The organism is Stakelama saccharophila (genome assembly GCF_032229225.1).
Taxonomy (GTDB): domain Bacteria; phylum Pseudomonadota; class Alphaproteobacteria; order Sphingomonadales; family Sphingomonadaceae; genus Sphingomonas; species Sphingomonas saccharophila.
On the sequence record NZ_CP135076.1, the window covers coordinates 2182293 to 2199328 of the forward strand.

The following is a 17036-nucleotide window of genomic DNA, read 5'->3' on the forward strand; positions in this document are numbered from 1 at the left end:
AACTCTGGATGCTGAAGCAAGTTCAGCATGACGATCAGGGCAGCAGGTCCTTCAATAGAACATCCGTATCGGCGAGCTTTGCCGTGTCCGGCATCGCGCGCGCTTCGACCAGCTTGCGGCCCTGCACATAATCCTTGACGGTGTTGACGCAGTCGAGCGCGATCACCCGCCCCCGCTTCAAATACACCACCGAGAATTTCCGCGAATCCGGGTCCCCGCGCAGTACCGTGGCATCGTGCTCCAGCGACAGCCCGACGGTCTGCAGCTTGAGGTCGTACTGGTTCGACCAGAACCACGGCACCGCCGCATAGGCGGCCTCTGTTCCGCACAGCGCCTTCGCCACCACCGCCGCCTGATCGTGGGCATTCTGCACCGATTCCAGCCGCACCAGTGCGTCGTCGGCGAAGGCGTTGCGGTGATAGGCACAGTCGCCGATCGCGAAGATGTCAGGAAGCGAGGTACGGCACCGGGCGTCGACCAGCACGCCGTTGCCGCCTTGCGCGCCGGCGTCGACAAGCGGCGCAACCGATGGCGTGATGCCGATGCCGACAATCACCATCCCGCAGGGCAGTTCGCTCCCGTCATGCAGGCGCACGGCGCGCACGCGGCCGCCATCGCCCAGGATGCAGTCGACCTGCGTCGAAAGCCGGACATCGACACCGCGCCCGCGGTGCTCGGCCTCGAAAAAGCGCGACAGTTCCTCGCCCGCGACGCGCGCCAGCACCCGGTCCTGTGCCTCGACCAGCGCCACCTGCTTGCCGAGCCCGGTCAGGACGGCCGCCGCCTCCAGCCCGATATAGCCGCCGCCGATCACGACGATGCGTGCCGTGTCGCCGAGTTCGCCCATCATCGCATCGACATCGGCGCGCGAACGTACGCTATGGACACCGGCAAGATCGCCGCCGGTGCACGGCAGGCGCCGCGGCTCACCGCCCGCCGCCCAGATCAGCGTGCCGTAGCCGAGCACCGCCGCCTGGTCGGTCGTCACCCGGTGCGCGTCCGCGTCGACCGCCGTCACGCGATCGCCAAGCCGGAACGAAATGCCGCGCTCCGCCCAGAACTTTTCCGGACGGATCAGCAACCGCTCGAACGGCTTTTCACCGGCGAGATATTCCTTCGACAGCGGCGGCCGTTCGTAGGGCAGCTCCTCCTCCGCCCCGATCATCGTGATCGAACCCGCAAACCCGTTCTGGCGAAGCGCGATCGCCGCCTGCGCGCCGCCATGGCCCGTTCCGACGATCAGGACGTCGGGGTCGCTCACGCCTTCAGCCGCGCCGCGTGCCAGGCGACATGTTCGCCCAGGAAGGACGAGATGAAGTAATAGCTGTGGTCGTAGCCCGGCTGCATGCGCAGCGTCAGGTCGATTCCCGCCGCCTCGCAGGCATCGCGCAGGAGCTGCGGCCTGAGCTGCTCTTCGAGGAAATTGTCGGCATCGCCCTGGTCGACCAGCAGTTCGGCCACCCGCGCGCCGTCGGCGATCAGCGCGCAGGCGTCATAGCGGCGCCAGTCAGCCCTATCCTCGCCGATATAGCGGCCGAGCGCCTTGTGCCCCCAGGGACAGTTGATCGGCGACACCACCGGCGCGAACGCGGAAATGCTGCGGAACCGGTCCGGATTGCGCAAGCCTGTCGTCAGCGCGCCGTGCCCGCCCATCGAATGGCCGGTGATCGACTGGCGCGCCATGTCGGCCATCGGAAACTCCGCCGCGATCAGCGCCGGCAGCTCGTCCTCGACATAGCTGCGCATACGGTAATTCGCCGACCACGGCGCCTCTGTCGCGTCGACATAGAAGCCTGCGCCCTTGCCGAAGTCGTAGCTGTCCTCGTCGGGCACGGCGTCACCGCGCGGACTGGTATCGGGCGCGACGAATATGACGCCGTGCTCGGCACAGGCGGCGCGATATTCGCCTTTTTCGGTGACGTTGGCATGGCTGCAGGTCAGGCCCGACAGATACCAGAGCACGGGAAGTTTTCGCCCATCCTCGTGCGGCGGAACATAGACCGAAAAGGTCATCTCGGTCCCGGTCGCCATGGATGCGTGTCCGTAAACGCCCTGCACGCCGCCATGCGCCTTGTTGGTGGATAGCGTCTGCATCATTTGATCCTGTACGTCGCGCAAAGCTTGTTGCCGGCGGGATCGCGCAGATAGGCGAGATAGACGATCCTGCCATCCGGCGGGCGACGCTCGCCCGGCGGGTCTTCGATCGCGACGCCGCCATAAGCGAGCCCGGCGGCATGCCAGGCATCCACCGCCTCGGCCGATTCCGCCGCGAAGCCGATGGTGCCGCCATTGGCCGCGTTCGCCGGATTGCCGTCGATCGGCCGCGTTACCAGGAAGCGCATGCCGTCCCTGGTGTAGACCAGCCGCCCCTTCGGATCGATTGTTCCCGGAGCGACATCCAGCGCTCCGAGCGCGGCGTCATAGAAAGCCTTCGCGGCGTCCAGGTCGTCCGCGCCGACCACGACATGCCGGAACATCCTGTCTCTCCCCGGATCAATACACCACCACACTGCGGATGCTTTCGCCCGCGTGCATCAGGTCGAACGCCTTGTTGATGTCTTCCAGCTTGAACGTGTGCGTGATCATCGGATCAATCGCGATCTTGCCGTCCATGTACCAGTCGACGATCTTCGGCACGTCGGTCCGCCCGCGCGCGCCGCCGAAGGCCGTGCCCTTCCACACCCGCCCGGTGACGAGCTGGAACGGTCGCGTGGCGATTTCCTTGCCCGCCTCGGCCACGCCGATGATGATCGATTCGCCCCAGCCGCGATGTGCGCATTCCAGCGCGGTGCGCATCACCTCGACATTGCCGGTCGCGTCGAAGGTATAATCGGCGCCGCCATCGGTCAGTTCCAGCACCTTGGCGATGATCTGGTCGCGGCTCATGCCCGTGGTGTCGAGAAAGTCCGTCATGCCGAACTTGCGGCCCCATTCCTCGCGCTCGGGGTTCAGGTCGACGCCGATGATGCGGTTCGCGCCGACCATCTTCGCACCCTGGATGACATTCAGGCCGATGCCGCCGAGCCCGAACACGACGACGTTGCTGCCCGGCTCCACCTTGGCGGTGTTCACGACCGCGCCGACACCGGTCGTCACGCCGCAACCGATATAGCAGCTCGTCTCGAACGGGGCGTCGTCGCGGATCTTCGCCACCGCGATCTCGGGCATGACGGTGAAGTTGGAGAAGGTCGAGCAGCCCATATAATGATGGATCGTCTGCCCCTTATAGCTGAACCGGCTGGTGCCGTCGGGCATCACCCCCCTGCCCTGCGTCGAACGGATCGCGGTGCAGAGGTTGGTCTTCTGGCTGAGGCACGACTTACACTGGCGGCATTCGGGCGTATAGAGCGGGATGACGTGGTCGCCCTCCTTCACCGAGGTCACGCCCGGCCCGACCTCGCGCACGATGCCGGCGCCTTCATGGCCGAGGATGCTGGGGAACAGTCCTTCCGAGTCGAGTCCGTCGAGCGTGTAGGCATCGGTGTGGCAGATACCGGTCGCCATCACCTCGACCAGCACCTCGCCGGCCTTGGGCCCTTCAAGATCGAGCTCGACGATTTCCAGCGGCTGCTTGGGCGCGAACGCCACGGCGGCACGGGTCTTCATCACGGCTCTCCATATTGCTGCTGTCGCACATGGAACTGGAGAGCGGCCCGCCTCGCGTCAAGCGAAAGCCGTTTGCATCGCGGAGCTGGTATCGCTCACAATGTATGCGCCGAATTTGCGAATTGCGGTTGTTTCATATTCAAACCCGTGTTTCAAATGCACCAAACAACCCGCCGGGCGGCGGGAACCGAGAGGAGAGCGGGAATGGCTTTTCGACACCACATCATCCGGTCGGGCCTGGCCCTTGCCACCGCCGCGCTTGCAGCGACGCCGGCCGCGGCCCAGACCAAGGTTCCCGGCGATCCGTATGCCGGCGACCCTTCCGGCATCGTCGCCAATCCCTGCCCGGAGCATGAACCGCCGAAGGACGGCCAGGGCTGGCAGATGTGGAACCTCCACATGCTGACGCGCGACTTCGGCCAGCTCTGCCGCTACCGCGACGCCAATGCCGAACTGGCGCGCTCGGGCAAGCCGGTGCGCGTCGTCTTCATGGGCGATTCGATCACCGACAACTGGATCAACCTCGCCCCGCACCTGTTCGAGGAGGGCCGTATCGACCGCGGCATCAGCGGCCAGACCACGCCGCAGATGCTCGTCCGTTTCCGCCAGGACGTGATCGACCTGCACCCGGAGGCGGTTCACATCATGGCCGGCACCAACGACATCGCGGGCAATACGGGCGCGGAGACGATCGAAACGCTGAAGGGCCATATCCGCAGCATGGCCGAACTGGCGCAGGCGCACGGTATCGCGGTGATCCTCGCCTCGATCCCGCCGGCGGGCGAATTTCCCTGGGCGAAGGACAAGCGACCCGTGCCCGTCATCCGCGCGATGAACGACTGGCTAAGACGTTATGCCGCGGAAAACGGCTTCACCTATGTCGATTACTTTTCGGCGATGGCGACCCCGGACGGCGCGATGAAGGACGGCCTGTCGAGCGACGGCGTCCATCCCACGGCCAGGGGCTATGCCGTCATGCGCCCGCTGACCCTTGCCGCGATCGACGAGGCGCTGGGCGAGTGACAGGCTTCGATCGCCGATCCGTTCTCGCCGGCATGGCGGCACTGGGCGCCTCGCGCACCGCCGCGGCGCGCGGCGTCCAGGGCATCGCCACCGGCCCGGTCCAGCCGAACTGGGCGTCGTTCGTCAACGCCTACCGCTTTCCCGACTGGTTCCGCGACGCGAAGCTCGGGCTGTGGGCGCATTGGGGGCCGCAGTCCGTGCCGGAGCAGGGCGATTGGTATGGCCGCTTCATGTACATGCAGGGCCATCCAATGTACGAGCACCACCTGAAAACCTACGGCCATCCGGCCGATACGGGGATGATCGACATCCAGCACCGCTGGACCGCCGACAAATGGGACCCGGACGCGCTGATCGCGCGCTACAAGAAGGCGGGCGCGAAATATTTCGTGTCGCTTGCCTGCCATCACGACAATCTCGACTGCTGGGACAGCGCCCATCACCGCTGGAACGCGACCCGCGTCGGGCCGAAGCGCGACGTGGTCGGCACCTGGGCAAAGGCGGCGCGCAAGGCGGGCCTGCGCTTCGGCGTGTCGAACCACAGCTCTCACGCCTGGCACTGGTTCCAGACGGCCTATGCCTATGACCCCGTCGGCCCGCGGGCCGGCGAGCGGTACGACGCATACCGCCTGACCGCCGCCGACGGGGCGGACGAATGGTGGAACGGCCTCGATCCGCAGAACCTTTACACCGGCCCGCACATGGTCGCGCCCGACGGCATCGATTCCATCGAGGCGATGAATGCATGGCACGATGCGCATGACGGCAAGTGGATGGAGCACGGCCCGGCGGGCGATCCGGCCTATGTGCGCAAATGGCTGATGCGGCAGATGGATCTGATCGAGAAATACCGGCCCGATTTGTGCTATTTCGACGATCACGGCGTACCGTTCGGCAATATCGGCATGGAAGCGATCGCGGACTACTACAACCGCTCCGTCCGCTGGCACGGCGACATCCAGGTCGTCGCCAACATCAAGAAGCTGGAGCCGTGGCAGCGCCTGGGCATCGTCGATGATGTGGAGCGCGGTTTCATCAATACCATGCGCGAGGTGCCGTGGCAGACCGGCACCTGTATCGGCGACTGGTTCTACAATGCCGCGCGTTTTCGCGACCACGGCTACAAGTCCGCCGAACAGGTGATCCAGCGGCTGGCCGATGTGGTATCGAAGAACGGCAACCTGCTGCTCTCCATCCCGCAGCGCGGCGACGGGTCGATCGATGCCGACGAGGAAGCGATCCTCGATGCGATGGCGGAGTGGATGGCGATCAATGACGAAGCGATCTTCGCGTCCCGGCCGTGGCGCATCTATGGCGAAGGCCCGACCGAGCTGAAAGCGGGCATGCAGAACGAAAGCGACCAGGGCGCCTTCACGCCGCGCGACATCCGCTTCACGACCAAGGGCGACACGCTCTATGCGATCCTGCTCGGCTGGCCCGAGGGCGAGGTTTCGATCCGGGCGCTCGGCACCGGCCGCACGGGCGGCAATATCGAACGGGTTACGCTGCTCGGCGGTGGCGTCATAGGCCACCGCCGTAACGGAACCGCACTGCACGTCACCCTGCCCGCCAACGAGCATGGCCGCTTCGTCCCCGTGCTGCGCATCGAGGGCCGGGGGCTGACGGCATGAGTGCCGAAGCGCAGATGATTGCCCGGCGGCGCTTCGCGCCGTTCGTGCTGATCGTGGCGCTGTTCTTTCTGTGGGGCGTGGCCAACAACCTCAACGACGTGCTGATCGCGCATTTCAAGAAGCTGTTCACCCTGTCCGACCTTCAGGCCGGGCTCGTCCAATCCGCTTTCTATCTCGGTTATTTCTGCCTCGCCATTCCCGCCGCGCTGTTCATGCAAAAGCAGGGCTATCGCGCCGCCGTCACCCTGGGGCTGTGCCTCTACGGCCTCGGCGCCTTCCTGTTCTGGCCGGCGGCGCGCGCTGAAAGCTATCCCTTCTTCCTCGGCGCATTGTTCGTCATCGCCAGCGGCCTTGCCTTTCTGGAAACCTCGGCCAATCCGCTCATCGCGCGGCTGGGGCCGGAGGACAGCGCCTCGCAGCGGCTGAACCTCGCCCAGGCCTTCAACCCGCTGGGTTCGATCGTCGGCGTGGTCATCGGCAGCCGGTTCATCCTCGCCGGCATCGACCACAGCCCCGCCGAGATCGCGCGCATGCCCGACAGCGCGCTTGCCGCCTGGCGTGCCGGTGAAGCAGCGGCGGTGCAGATGCCCTATCTGCTGATCGGCATCGGCGTCGTCGCCTGGGCCGTCCTGATCCGCATCACCCCCTTCCCCGCCATCGCCACCGCCACCAACGTGGAAGAGGACGTGGGCGCGGCATCCGATTTCGGCGCGCTGTTCAGACACCCGCCCTTCCTGCTCGGCGTGGCGGCGCAGTTCTTCTATGTCGGCGCGCAGGTGGGCGTATGGAGTTTCCTGATCCGCTATGCGCAGGATGCCGCGGGCACCAGCGACCGGACCGGCGCCAACTATCTGACGCTGTCGCTGGTGCTGTTCATGCTCGGCCGCTTCGCCGGCTCTGCGCTGATGGCCCGCCTGCCCGCGCTGTCGCTGCTCAAGGGCTTCGCCGCGATCGGATGCTTGCTGTGCGTGTTCGCGACCGCCGTCCATGGGCTGCCGGGCGTCGGCGCGCTGGTGGCCAGCAGCTTCTTCATGTCGATCATGTACCCGACCATCTTCGCGGAATCGGTGCACGGGCTGGGCGCCAAGACCAAGTCCGCCTCGGCCCTGCTCGTCATGGCGATCATCGGCGGCGCGGTGTTCCCGGCGCTGATGGGCTTCGTATCGGACACCAGCGGTTCGATCGCCTTCGCGATGCTCGTGCCTGCCGCCTGCTTCGCCGTGGTGTTCCTGTTCGGCCTGGTAAAAGCGCGGAGGGCGCCGTGATCGAACTTCCCGCCCTTGGCATGGGATGCGCCGGCATCGGCAATCTCTACCGCGTGGTGGAGGATGCGGTGGCGGTCGACACCGTCGCCCATGCCCTTGCCCGCGGCATCCGCTTCTTCGACGTGGCGCCGCATTACGGATTCGGCCTGGCCGAATGCCGGCTGGGCGATGCCCTGGCCGAATGCGATCCGCAGGGAGAGGCCATCGTGTCGACCAAGGTCGGCCGCGTGCTGGAGCCGACCGACAGCGTAGCGCGCGAGCGGCACGGCTTCGTTCAGGCCCGCCCCTATGGACCGCACTTCGATTATACCGGCGATGCGATCCTGCGCAGCCATGCCGAAAGCCTGGAGCGGTTGAAGCGGGACCGGTTGAACCTGCTGCTCGCCCATGATCTCGGCGCGCTCACGCACGGCGCGGCGAGCGACGGGCATCTGCGCACTTTCCTCGACAGCGGCTATGCGGCGATGACGCGCCTGCGCGACGAAGGCGCGGTGGACGCGATCGGCGTCGGCGTCAACGAGATCGCCATCTGTCTGGCGCTGCTCGACGAGGTCCCGCTCGACGTCATCCTGCTGGCCGGACGCTATACCCTGCTAGAGCCGGAAACGGCGGCGCCGCTGCTGGAACGCTGCGCCGTGACGGGGACCCGGCTGATCGTCGGCGGACCGTTCAACAGCGGCATCCTGATCGACGGCAGCGCCCGGGCCGAACAGTCGCATTATGACTATGCCCCGCCGCCGCGCTGGGTGATCGAGCGGGTCCGAACGCTGGAGGCGCTCTGCGAGAGCCACGGCATTTCCCTGGGCGCGGCGGCTCTGCAATTCTGCGCGCGTGCCGCGCCGATCGCCAGCACCATTCCCGGACTCGTCGGCCGCGATCAGGTCGACGCCACCATAGCCTTTCAGGAGGAACCCATTCCCGATCGTTTCTGGGACGCCGTCCGCGCGAGCAATGCCTGCTCAGAGATTTCAGCCGCATGAGCGCGATCCTGCTCCACCCCGACGACAATATCCTCGTCATCACCGCTGCGGTAAAGCCGGGCGATACGGTGATCGTCGGCGGCACGACCCTGACCGTCGACGCGGCAATCGGCGTGGGCCACAAGATCGCGCGCCGGGCACTGGAACCCGGCGAAAAGGTGCTTAAATACGGTGCATCCATCGGTTCGATGACCCGGCACGCCGCACCCGGCGCCTGGGTCCACCTCCACAACATGAAGAGCGACTATATCGCGAGCACGACCCGCGATGCCGTCGAGCAAAGGAACCCGTCATGATCCCCGCCTGGCAACGCAAGGACGGCCGCAAGGGCATCCGCAACGTCGTCGCCGTCTGCTATCTGGTCGAATGCGCCCATCATGTCGCGCGGCGCATCGTCGACAGGATCGATGCGCCCGACGTGCAGTTGATCGGCTTTCCGGGATGCTATCCCAATGCCTATGCCGACAAGGTGATGCGCGCGATTGCCACCCATCCCAATCTGGGCGGCATGGTGATCGTGTCGCTGGGCTGTGAAAGCTTCAACCGCAACAAGCTGGCGCAAACGGTGAAGGACAGTGGCCGGCCGGTCGAAACCCTCGTCATCCAGGAAACCGGCGGCACCGCCGCGACGATCGAGGCCGGACTGGAAGCGGTACGCCGCGTGCGCGCCGAAGCCGACACCGCCGAGCGAACCGAAATGGGCGTGGACGAACTCGTCATCGGCACCATCTGCGGCGGCTCCGACGGGACCAGCGGCATCACCGCCAACCCCGCCGTCGGCCGCGCCTTCGACCGGTTCGTGGCCGAAGGCGCCACCTGCCTGTTCGAGGAAACGGGCGAACTGGTAGGCTGCGAAACGATCATGGCGGACCGTGCGGTGACGCCCGAACTGGGCCGCGAACTCAAAGCCGCGGTCGCCAAGGCGGAACGCTATTACACCGTCATGGGCTTCGGCAGTTTCGCCGCCGGCAATGCCGAAGGCGGCCTGACGACGCAGGAAGAAAAGTCGATGGGCGCCTATTCCAAATCGGGAAGCTCGCTTATTTCCGGCATCGTCAAGCCGGGCGACGTGCCGCCATCGGGCGGTCTCTACCTGCTCGACGTGGTGCCGGACGGCGAACCGCGCTTCGGCTTTCCCAACATCGCCGACAATGCCGAAATCGTCGAACTGATCGCCTGCGGATCGCACATCATCCTGTTCACCACCGGGCGGGGCTCGGTCGTGGGATCGGCTATCTCGCCGGTCATCAAGATCTGCGCCAACCCGGAAACGGGGCGCCGCCTCGCCGCCGATATGGACGTGAACGCCGGCCGCATCCTGGAAGGCGAGGCGACGATCGAAGAGGTCGGCACCGAAATCTACGACCGCACCATCGCCGTGGCGGAAGGCGGACACAGCGTTTCCGAAGCGTTGGGCCACCAGGAGTTCATCCTCACCTACAAGAGCTTCGAGCCGATCGGCCCCGGTTGCCTGCCGGCGCGCGCGAGCGCGGCATGAGCGGACGGCGTTCGGACAGGGCCGCGCCAATCGCCGCGGCCGGCCAGGGCATCGGCCGGGCATCGGCCGAGCGCTTCTTCACCGAAGGCGCGCACGTAATCGCGATCGACAGGGATGCGGACAGGCTGGCGGAGCTGGGAGGCGGGACCGATGCGGCGCGACATGCGCGGCGCCGATACGATGCCACGGGACAGTCGCCGCGGGTGTTCCTGACGGGTGGCAACGTTGTGGAACTCGGCGTCCAGGACGCGGCGGCGCAGCGCCGGGTGGTCGTCGCCAGCCGATGAACGGAACGGATCGCCACGTCCTGCTATGCGATCTGAAAGACGATCCCGACGCGTTCGGGCATTATGCCGCGTGGCACGCGGCGGGCGCGGTTCCCGCCGCCGTTGTGCGCAGCATTCGTGCAGCAAATATCGTCGCCATGGAAATCTACCGCTGCGGCCCGCGTCTCGTCATGGTGATGGAAACGGGCCCTGGATTCGACCCGGCCGCGAAGGCGGCGGCCGACGCTGCCGACCCCGAGATACAGGCCTGGGAGCGGTTGATGGACCGATTCCAGAAGCGCCTTCCCTGGGCCGGCGATGGCGAGAAGTGGGTGCCGGCGGAGCGGATCTTCGCCCTGGACGAACAGCCCTAGCCGGCGCGATCACCGGTGCGGGAAACCGGTTCCCGGCCCGCCAATTCACACCAGCACCATCCTCACCGCCGCCCCCCCCGATCTCGCCTGAAAAAACAGCCCGGATGCCGCGATCGACATCCGGGCGAGGAGGGGATGATGGCGGGCCGGCGTTGCGCCCGGCTGCGATCCTGGAGGTACGTTCGACCAATTTTGAACGCCCTGCCAGACCCCTTCCGCCGGCTCAGGAAGAGCCTCGCACCTCCACCTTCCTTGTGCTCCCGCGGAGACACAGGCTGTTGGTTCCGCACCGCCCGGAAAGTTCAGGCTGATTGGCATTCGCTTCTAATTGCGGAAGCGGAACGTGATGCCGAAGCGGCGATCGTTGAGTTCGTAGTTCCGCGGTGCGTAGGAATAATATTGATAGCTGTCGTAACGCTCCTTCAGCAGGTTCACCGCATCAAGTGTCACGGAAATCTTCGGCGTAAAGTCATAGCTGATCGAGGCGTCGAGCTGGCCGTAGGAGCGATAGTAGATCGGGATCGCCCCGGTGCCGTTGCCGGTGATCGTGTCGAGATAGTGGCTGCGCCAGTTATAGGCGACCCGCGCCGTCACCCCGTATTTTTCGTACAGGCCGACGAGGTTGTAGTTCCATTTCGACAGGCCGCGTAGTTCCGTCGGCACCGGTTCGCCGTTGGCAAGCTCTCCGCCGTCACCGGCCACGTTGGAATCGACATAAGTGAGATTGGCCTGCACGCCGAAACCGGACAGCGGACCCGGCAGGAAGTCGAAGAAGGTATTGCCGCCGACCTCGAAACCCTTGACCGTGCCTTCGGAGCCGTTGACCAGGCCGGTATAGCTGAATGTGCGCGTACCCTGATCAGGCACCGGATATTCGACGTCGAACACGCGGGTCGTGGTGAAGTCGTGCAGCTTCTTGTAGAACAGCGTGCCGTACAGGAAGCTTGTCGGATTGACGTTCCATTCCAGCGCGACATCGGCCTGATCCACCCGTAGCGGCTTCAGATTGGGATTGCCGCCGTTGCCGGTCGCACCGGTCACATAATACGAACCAGCCGATCCGTCCGGATTGGTCGTCTGCTGATAGTTCACCGACAGGGATCGAAGCGCTCGCAGGTCATAGAAGCTCGGCCGCGAAAGGCCCTTCGACGCCGCCGCGCGGAGCTGAAGGCTCGGAGTCAGGTGTACCCGCGCGTTAATGCTGGGCAGGAAATTGGTATATTCCTGATCGGCCTGGAACGGCTGATCGACGGTCTCAGCTTCATCGCCGGCGTCAAGCGTCGGGCGATAGGTCAGGCGGGTAGAGCCGATCGCCTCATTCTCCGTCCGCACGATGCGGGCGCCGAGATTGACGTCGACCGGCAGGCCGGCATCGAAGCCGAAATAGGCCATTCCCCACGCGGTGTAGGTGTTTTCCTTCTGCGTATTGATATCCTGCGGCCCGAAACCGATGATGTCGCGCCCGCCAAGCGCCTGGAAAGCATAGGCTGGATCGTCGAACAGCGAGAAGGCGGCGAACGGCACCGGCCCCATCAGCGTGCGGTCGCCGAACATGCGGCCGGCATATGGATTTGGGATACCCTGAGACACGGCATCGGCCAATGTCAGCGGATCGCCGTCGGACGAATTGATCGCCGCCGTCCAGTTGTAGGGCGTGCTGCGGTTAACCGCCGATCGCTCGGTATAGCGTAAGCCGCCCTGGAGCGACTTGAGCGGACCTTCGTCGAATTCCCAGTTCAGATTGAACGCCGCCGCCTTCTGATCCGCGTCGCTATCCTCCAGGTGATCCATGACCGCAGTGAAGCGATAAGCCGACAGATCGTAGATCGACTGTGCGCCCGGCGGGCTGAGGAAATCGATCTGCGGAATGCCGCCGCCCAGGTCTATGGTATAGCCGGCCAGGTCCTTCTGACCGAAGGCCGTGTAACTTTCGTCCTCGGCCGTGGCCTTGGTATATTGCAGGTCGAGGTTCAGGTGAACGTTGTGGACCGGTTCCCAGTTCACGCCGCCGGCATAGTCGGTCGTCACCGACTGGCTATAATGCACTTGCGTGTTGTTCTGAACGTTCAGGCCGGTGTTCACATAGGGCGGCACCGTCCAGGGCGGGATGAAACCGGTATAACCGCCGCTCTGGAATCGGCCGTCTTCGCCGAAGCTGAAATCGCCGTAGGGCTCCAGATAGGAAAGCCCCTCCGCGCTGGTGCTGCGGGTGACGAAGCTGGAATAGTTCGGCGTATAGATGTCGTATTTCGAGCGGAAATAGGTGCCGTACACCTCCATATTGTCGCTCGGCTGCCACTGGAGCGCACCGTACAAGCCGAAGCGCTTGCGATGGCCATCGGTAACCTGGATGCCTGCACCATCCGGGATCGAACGCGCTTCGCCGTTCGATCCGGGATAGTTGGTGGTCTCGCGATACGGCTCGATGGTGAGCTGGTCGCGCCGGAACGCACCCTCGAAATAGGAAACGTCGAACAGAACGCCGAAATCGCCGATGCCGGTATCTTCCCAGGTCTTGCTGATCAGGCCCGAGGCGTTGAACCGCGGTTCGTCGGCAAGGTCGTAATAGTTGGCGCCCATCGTGGTCGAGGCCACGAAGCCGCGCTCGTCGAAGGGCATACGCGTGCGCAGGTTGACGAGGCCGCCGATGCCGCCTTCGATCTCCCTGGCGGAAGGATCCTTATAGACGTCAACGCCGGCGAGCAGTTCGGACGGAACATCCTCGAACCCGAGGGCGCGGCCGCTGCTGCCGCCGAAGACATCGCGACCGTTCAGCTCGGTCTTCACCTGGGTCAGGCCACGGATGGCAAGCCCGGAGCCCTCACCATAGCTGCGCTCGATCTGCACGCCCGAAATACGCTGCAGCGCCTCCGCCACATTCTTGTCGGGCAGCTTGCCGATGTCGGTGGCGGTAATGGAATCGACGAACTGGTCGGAATTGAACTTGATCGCCTGCGCTGTCTTGATGCTCTGCCGGATGCCGGTGACCACGATTTCCGTGCCGGCCTGGTCTACGGCGTCGCCCTGATCCTCCCGCACGTTGGGATTGTTGACCGGCTCCTGCCCGGTCTGCTGACCGGTGACGGTCTGCGCCAGCGCGGGTTGCGCGGCCATAACCAGCGCGAGCGCGGATGCGCCTGTCAAGAAGAGCGAAACGCCCCCCCAACACGGTGTCGCGGTGCGAACGATCATTGCAAGTCCTCCCTTGCTCTTCGCTGGAAGCGAAGAGTCCTGACATTTCGGGGAGGCCGGCGACGATGCCGATAACCTCTCCTACGTTCAGAGCCGTCCTTCACGTTGCGCCACGAGGCGGTGCGGGCGGTCTCCGTTGTGATAGCGCTACCGAATCATCTTCGGCAGCGTCACCACGATTAATATGCTAATATGAGCGCCAATTTCAAATATGAATTTTGGCGCCGCTTCGTAAAATACGGCGACTATCTGGACGGCCGGGACGCCAAGCACGCATTGCTCCGCCGCAAACGGCCGGCTACGGCCGCTTCACCGTTACCGGTTCGCCCGACCACTGCACCGTCGCATCCGTCTTGCCGTCGAGGTCGAGCGTGCGGCCTGGCGTGATCCAGCGCACGCGGAACGTCCGGTTCGCAGGCATGGCGGCATAGCCCCGCCCCTCGCGCGCGCCGATGATCACGCTGCCGCTGGCATCGTCGTAGCGGATGGGAATGCGGCTGTACTCGCCCGTGCGATAGCCCTCGCTCGTGCCGTCATCCTCGTACAGCGCAAAGGCGCCATCGGCGCCGGTATAGACGTTGAGGGTGACCGGCGCGTCCGGCTTCTGCCCCGTATATTGCTGGACCGGCCCCAGGGGCACGATCGAGCCTGCCCGTACGAACAGTGGGATACGGCTGGCCGGCGCGGCGAAGTTCACGCTGTCGCCGCCGGCGATGCGCTGGCCGGAATAGAAGTCGTACCAACCGCCGGCGGTGCGCGGCAGATATACCTCGCGGGCGCGCGCCTTATACTCCGTCACCGGCGCCACCAGCAGCGCGCGGCCGAACAGATATTCGTCGTTGATGTTGCGTGCCCGCGCGTCGTCGGGAAAGTCCATGACCAGCCCGCGCATGATGCTGCCATTGTCGAACCAGGTGTCGGCCGCCTGGGTATAGATGTACGGCATCAGGCGGTAGCGCAGCTCGTCATACCACACCATCGCCTTGCGCATCGGCGAGCCGTCGGGCGAAATCTCGTATATTTCGCGGACCGGATACTCGCCGTGGCTGCGGAACAGCGGACTGAACGCGCCGAACTGGAACCAGCGCAGGTTTAGCTCGCGCCATTCGTCGAGATCGTCCGGCTTCGGACTCTTTGCCGAATAGCGGCTTTCCAGCGCGAAGCCGCCGATATCGTGCGTCCAGTTGGGAATGCCCGACATGGACAGGTTCACGCCCGCCGAGATCTGCGCGCGCAGATCGTACCAGCGGCTCGCCACGTCGCCCGACCACAGGGCCGCGCCGGCACGCTGCAATCCGCCGAAGCCGGAACGCGTCAGGATAAAGGGCCGCACGTCCGGCTTGTACCGTCGCCAGCCGTCATGAACCCCCTCGGCATGGACAAGCGGGAAGCTGTTGAAATATTCCGCCGCCGGCCCGCGCGCCGTCGGCCCCATCGTCTTCTTGCGGTCTGCGATCGACAGGTTGGAATGGATGTCGGGCTCGGTCGCATCCATCCACCAGGCGTCGACGCCCAGATCGGCCAGGCTTTCCTTTATCTGCCGCCAGTAGATCCTGCGCGCTTCGGGGGCGTAGGGATCATAGTCGGTGTTCAGATATCCGGGGCCGACCCAGTCCTTGTTCCCCATCTCCAGATTGCCGTGATAGGTATAGCCCTTGGCGTCGAGTTCCTTGTAATTGTCGGTCGTGGGATAGAATTTCGGCCAGACCGAGATCATGAAGTGTGCGTTCAGATCGTGCACCTTGTCGATCATGCCCTGCGGATCGGGATAACGCGCCTTGTCGAATTCGTGGCTGCCCCAGGCGTCCTCCGGCCAGTAGAACCAGTCCTGCACGATATTGTCGAGCGGGATGTCCCGCTTGCGATACTGCTCGACCACGTCGACGAGCTGATCCTGGTTTTCGTAACGCTGGCGCGACTGCCAGAAGCCATAGGCCCATTTCGGCAGCATCACCGCCTTGCCCGTCAGCTTGCGATAGCCGGCGATCACGTCGTCCATGTCCTTGCCCGGCACGAACCAGTAATTGACCGCGCGGCCAACCTCGCTCGTGAACCATACCGAGTGACGGTCGGCATCGGCCAGCGGCTTGTTGTGGAAGAACGCCATATACCCGGCATTCGGCTCCCACTCGATCCGCACCTCGACCGGCTTGCCCCTCGTCATCGGATACTGGAAATTGGCGTACCAGGGATTCCAGTTCTGGCGCCAGCGGTTCAGCACCTCCCTGCCGTCCATGAAGACCTTGAAATAACTCGATCCGTACAGCCGGAACTTGTGCATGCCGGTACGATCGGGCGTCAGCTCGCCGGTCCACACGACGCGCTGCGTCTGCACGGCGTTGCCGGCCGTGTTCTGGCCGCTATCGGCCGCGACCGTATCGGCCTTGGCCGCTGCCGGCCATTTCGCCTGATCCTCGATATACTGATAATCGATCGTCTGTTCGCGCCGCGTCACCGCCAGCTTGTCGCCCAGATAGTATTTCGCGGTGAAGCCCGGCCTGCCGCCGCTCGTGACCTTCAGGCCGTCGCCGACGAACCGATACGGTTCGGGATTGCCGAAACGGGTGATCGAATTGTTGTCCCACAGGATGCCGTAATTGCGCGTCGACACCAGAAAGGGGACGGCGATGTCCATATTGTGCTGGGCGAGTTCGACGTCCTCGCCATTATAATTCATCTGGCTGTTCTGATGCTGGCCCAGGCCGTAGAGCCCTTCGTCGGTGCCGCGGTTGAACTGCTGCGAGACTTCGACATAGCCGTGGCCGTCGATGGTCGTGGGGGTGAAGGCCGGCTGCCCCGCCTGGTCGAGCAGCGTTCGGCCGTCCGCGCCCAGGAACCGCACCTCGCCGGTGCCGAGGTCGATGTCGGCGGTATCGTGCGCGGTCCTGACCAGCACATGGCCGTCGCGCTCGGCAACGGTATAATCCCCCGCTTCGGGTGGCGTCGGGACCATCAGGCTGGTCTCGCGCGTCACGCCCGTCATGCCCTCCGGCGCGGCGATCACGTGGAAGATGCCGCCGCCATGCACCGTCACCGTCACCCGTTTCGCGGAGCCTTGCGCCGGCGTCACCGCCACGCCGCCGTCGATGCGGATATAGCCGCCCGCATCCTGCGCCAGTGCCGCAGCCGGCGTCAGCGCGCTGGCCGCGAACAGCAGCGAAATCGTTATTGCCTTTGTCATAGCATCATCCCCTTGGCACC

General features: G+C 64.9%; 14 protein-coding genes. 8 read left to right on the top strand and 6 right to left on the bottom strand.

From position 1 onward, the window contains the following. Positions 1-34: 34 nt before the first annotated feature. The 4 genes from RPR59_RS10210 to RPR59_RS10225 are packed head-to-tail and all read right to left on the bottom strand — an operon-like array spanning position 35 to position 3606. On the bottom strand, positions 35-1261 hold the full coding sequence (locus RPR59_RS10210; protein WP_313913673.1) for an NAD(P)/FAD-dependent oxidoreductase: 1227 nt from the start codon (positions 1259-1261) through the stop codon (positions 35-37). Continuing rightward, positions 1258-2094 (bottom strand): S-formylglutathione hydrolase, encoded by an 837-nt coding sequence (gene fghA / locus RPR59_RS10215; RefSeq protein ID WP_313913675.1) that lies wholly within the window; start codon positions 2092-2094, stop codon positions 1258-1260. Before fghA ends, RPR59_RS10210 begins: the two co-directional genes overlap by 4 nt. Then, on the bottom strand, positions 2094-2477 hold the full coding sequence (locus RPR59_RS10220; RefSeq protein WP_313913677.1) for a VOC family protein: 384 nt from the start codon (positions 2475-2477) through the stop codon (positions 2094-2096). The genes fghA and RPR59_RS10220 overlap by 1 nt, the downstream gene beginning before the upstream one ends. 16 nt (positions 2478-2493) lie before the next feature. After that, positions 2494-3606, bottom strand: a complete 1113-nt coding sequence (locus RPR59_RS10225) for an S-(hydroxymethyl)glutathione dehydrogenase/class III alcohol dehydrogenase (RefSeq protein WP_313913679.1) — start codon at positions 3604-3606, stop codon at positions 2494-2496. A 204-nt stretch (positions 3607-3810) separates the two neighbouring features. Here RPR59_RS10225 and RPR59_RS10230 point away from each other — a divergent pair, with 204 nt between their 5' ends. Genes RPR59_RS10230 through RPR59_RS10265 form a run of 8 tightly spaced genes read left to right on the top strand, consistent with a single transcriptional unit; the run spans position 3811 to position 10643 of the window. Beyond that, entirely contained in the window at positions 3811-4629 is an 819-nt protein-coding gene (locus RPR59_RS10230) for an SGNH/GDSL hydrolase family protein (RefSeq protein WP_313913681.1), read from the top strand. Positions 4630-4661: 32 nt separating this feature from the next. After that, entirely contained in the window at positions 4662-6260 is a 1599-nt protein-coding gene (locus RPR59_RS10235) for an alpha-L-fucosidase (protein WP_313918460.1), read from the top strand. Beyond that, positions 6257-7525: an L-fucose:H+ symporter permease gene (gene fucP / locus RPR59_RS10240; RefSeq protein ID WP_313913683.1), complete on the top strand. Its 1269-nt coding sequence runs from the start codon at positions 6257-6259 to the stop codon at positions 7523-7525. Before RPR59_RS10235 ends, fucP begins: the two co-directional genes overlap by 4 nt. Continuing rightward, positions 7522-8505 (top strand): aldo/keto reductase, encoded by a 984-nt coding sequence (locus tag RPR59_RS10245; protein WP_313913685.1) that lies wholly within the window; start codon positions 7522-7524, stop codon positions 8503-8505. Before fucP ends, RPR59_RS10245 begins: the two co-directional genes overlap by 4 nt. Further along, positions 8502-8801, top strand: coding sequence for a UxaA family hydrolase (locus tag RPR59_RS10250; protein ID WP_313913687.1), 300 nt, complete (start codon positions 8502-8504; stop codon positions 8799-8801). Before RPR59_RS10245 ends, RPR59_RS10250 begins: the two co-directional genes overlap by 4 nt. Continuing rightward, complete coding sequence (locus RPR59_RS10255; RefSeq protein ID WP_313913688.1) at positions 8798-10003, top strand: UxaA family hydrolase; 1206 nt, start codon at positions 8798-8800, stop codon at positions 10001-10003. Before RPR59_RS10250 ends, RPR59_RS10255 begins: the two co-directional genes overlap by 4 nt. Further along, positions 10000-10290, top strand: coding sequence for an SDR family NAD(P)-dependent oxidoreductase (locus RPR59_RS10260; RefSeq protein ID WP_313913689.1), 291 nt, complete (start codon positions 10000-10002; stop codon positions 10288-10290). Before RPR59_RS10255 ends, RPR59_RS10260 begins: the two co-directional genes overlap by 4 nt. Further along, on the top strand, positions 10287-10643 hold the full coding sequence (locus tag RPR59_RS10265) for an L-rhamnose mutarotase (protein WP_313913691.1): 357 nt from the start codon (positions 10287-10289) through the stop codon (positions 10641-10643). Before RPR59_RS10260 ends, RPR59_RS10265 begins: the two co-directional genes overlap by 4 nt. Before the next feature lie 324 nt (positions 10644-10967). Here the strand turns inward: RPR59_RS10265 and RPR59_RS10270 are convergent, their stop codons facing one another. Beyond that, entirely contained in the window at positions 10968-13757 is a 2790-nt protein-coding gene (locus RPR59_RS10270; RefSeq protein ID WP_313913693.1) for a TonB-dependent receptor, read from the bottom strand. Positions 13758-14133: 376 nt separating this feature from the next. Next, on the bottom strand, positions 14134-17016 hold the full coding sequence (locus RPR59_RS10275) for a TIM-barrel domain-containing protein (RefSeq protein ID WP_313913694.1): 2883 nt from the start codon (positions 17014-17016) through the stop codon (positions 14134-14136). Positions 17017-17036 lie beyond the last annotated feature (20 nt).

Excerpts from the sequence above, each read along its gene's own strand:
- fghA (WP_313913675.1), bottom strand. The coding sequence starts at position 2,094 with ATGCAGACGCTATCCACCAACAAGGCGCATGGCGGCGTGCAGGGCGTT.
- RPR59_RS10220 (WP_313913677.1), bottom strand. The coding sequence starts at position 2,477 with ATGTTCCGGCATGTCGTGGTCGGCGCGGACGACCTGGACGCCGCGAAG.
- RPR59_RS10225 (WP_313913679.1), bottom strand. The coding sequence starts at position 3,606 with ATGAAGACCCGTGCCGCCGTGGCGTTCGCGCCCAAGCAGCCGCTGGAA.
- RPR59_RS10230 (WP_313913681.1), top strand. The coding sequence starts at position 3,811 with ATGGCTTTTCGACACCACATCATCCGGTCGGGCCTGGCCCTTGCCACC.
- RPR59_RS10235 (WP_313918460.1), top strand. The coding sequence starts at position 4,662 with ATGGCGGCACTGGGCGCCTCGCGCACCGCCGCGGCGCGCGGCGTCCAG.
- fucP (WP_313913683.1), top strand. The coding sequence starts at position 6,257 with ATGAGTGCCGAAGCGCAGATGATTGCCCGGCGGCGCTTCGCGCCGTTC.
- RPR59_RS10250 (WP_313913687.1), top strand. The coding sequence starts at position 8,502 with ATGAGCGCGATCCTGCTCCACCCCGACGACAATATCCTCGTCATCACC.
- RPR59_RS10255 (WP_313913688.1), top strand. The coding sequence starts at position 8,798 with ATGATCCCCGCCTGGCAACGCAAGGACGGCCGCAAGGGCATCCGCAAC.
- RPR59_RS10260 (WP_313913689.1), top strand. The coding sequence starts at position 10,000 with ATGAGCGGACGGCGTTCGGACAGGGCCGCGCCAATCGCCGCGGCCGGC.
- RPR59_RS10265 (WP_313913691.1), top strand. The coding sequence starts at position 10,287 with ATGAACGGAACGGATCGCCACGTCCTGCTATGCGATCTGAAAGACGAT.
- RPR59_RS10270 (WP_313913693.1), bottom strand. The coding sequence starts at position 13,757 with ATGGCCGCGCAACCCGCGCTGGCGCAGACCGTCACCGGTCAGCAGACC.
- RPR59_RS10275 (WP_313913694.1), bottom strand. The coding sequence starts at position 17,016 with ATGACAAAGGCAATAACGATTTCGCTGCTGTTCGCGGCCAGCGCGCTG.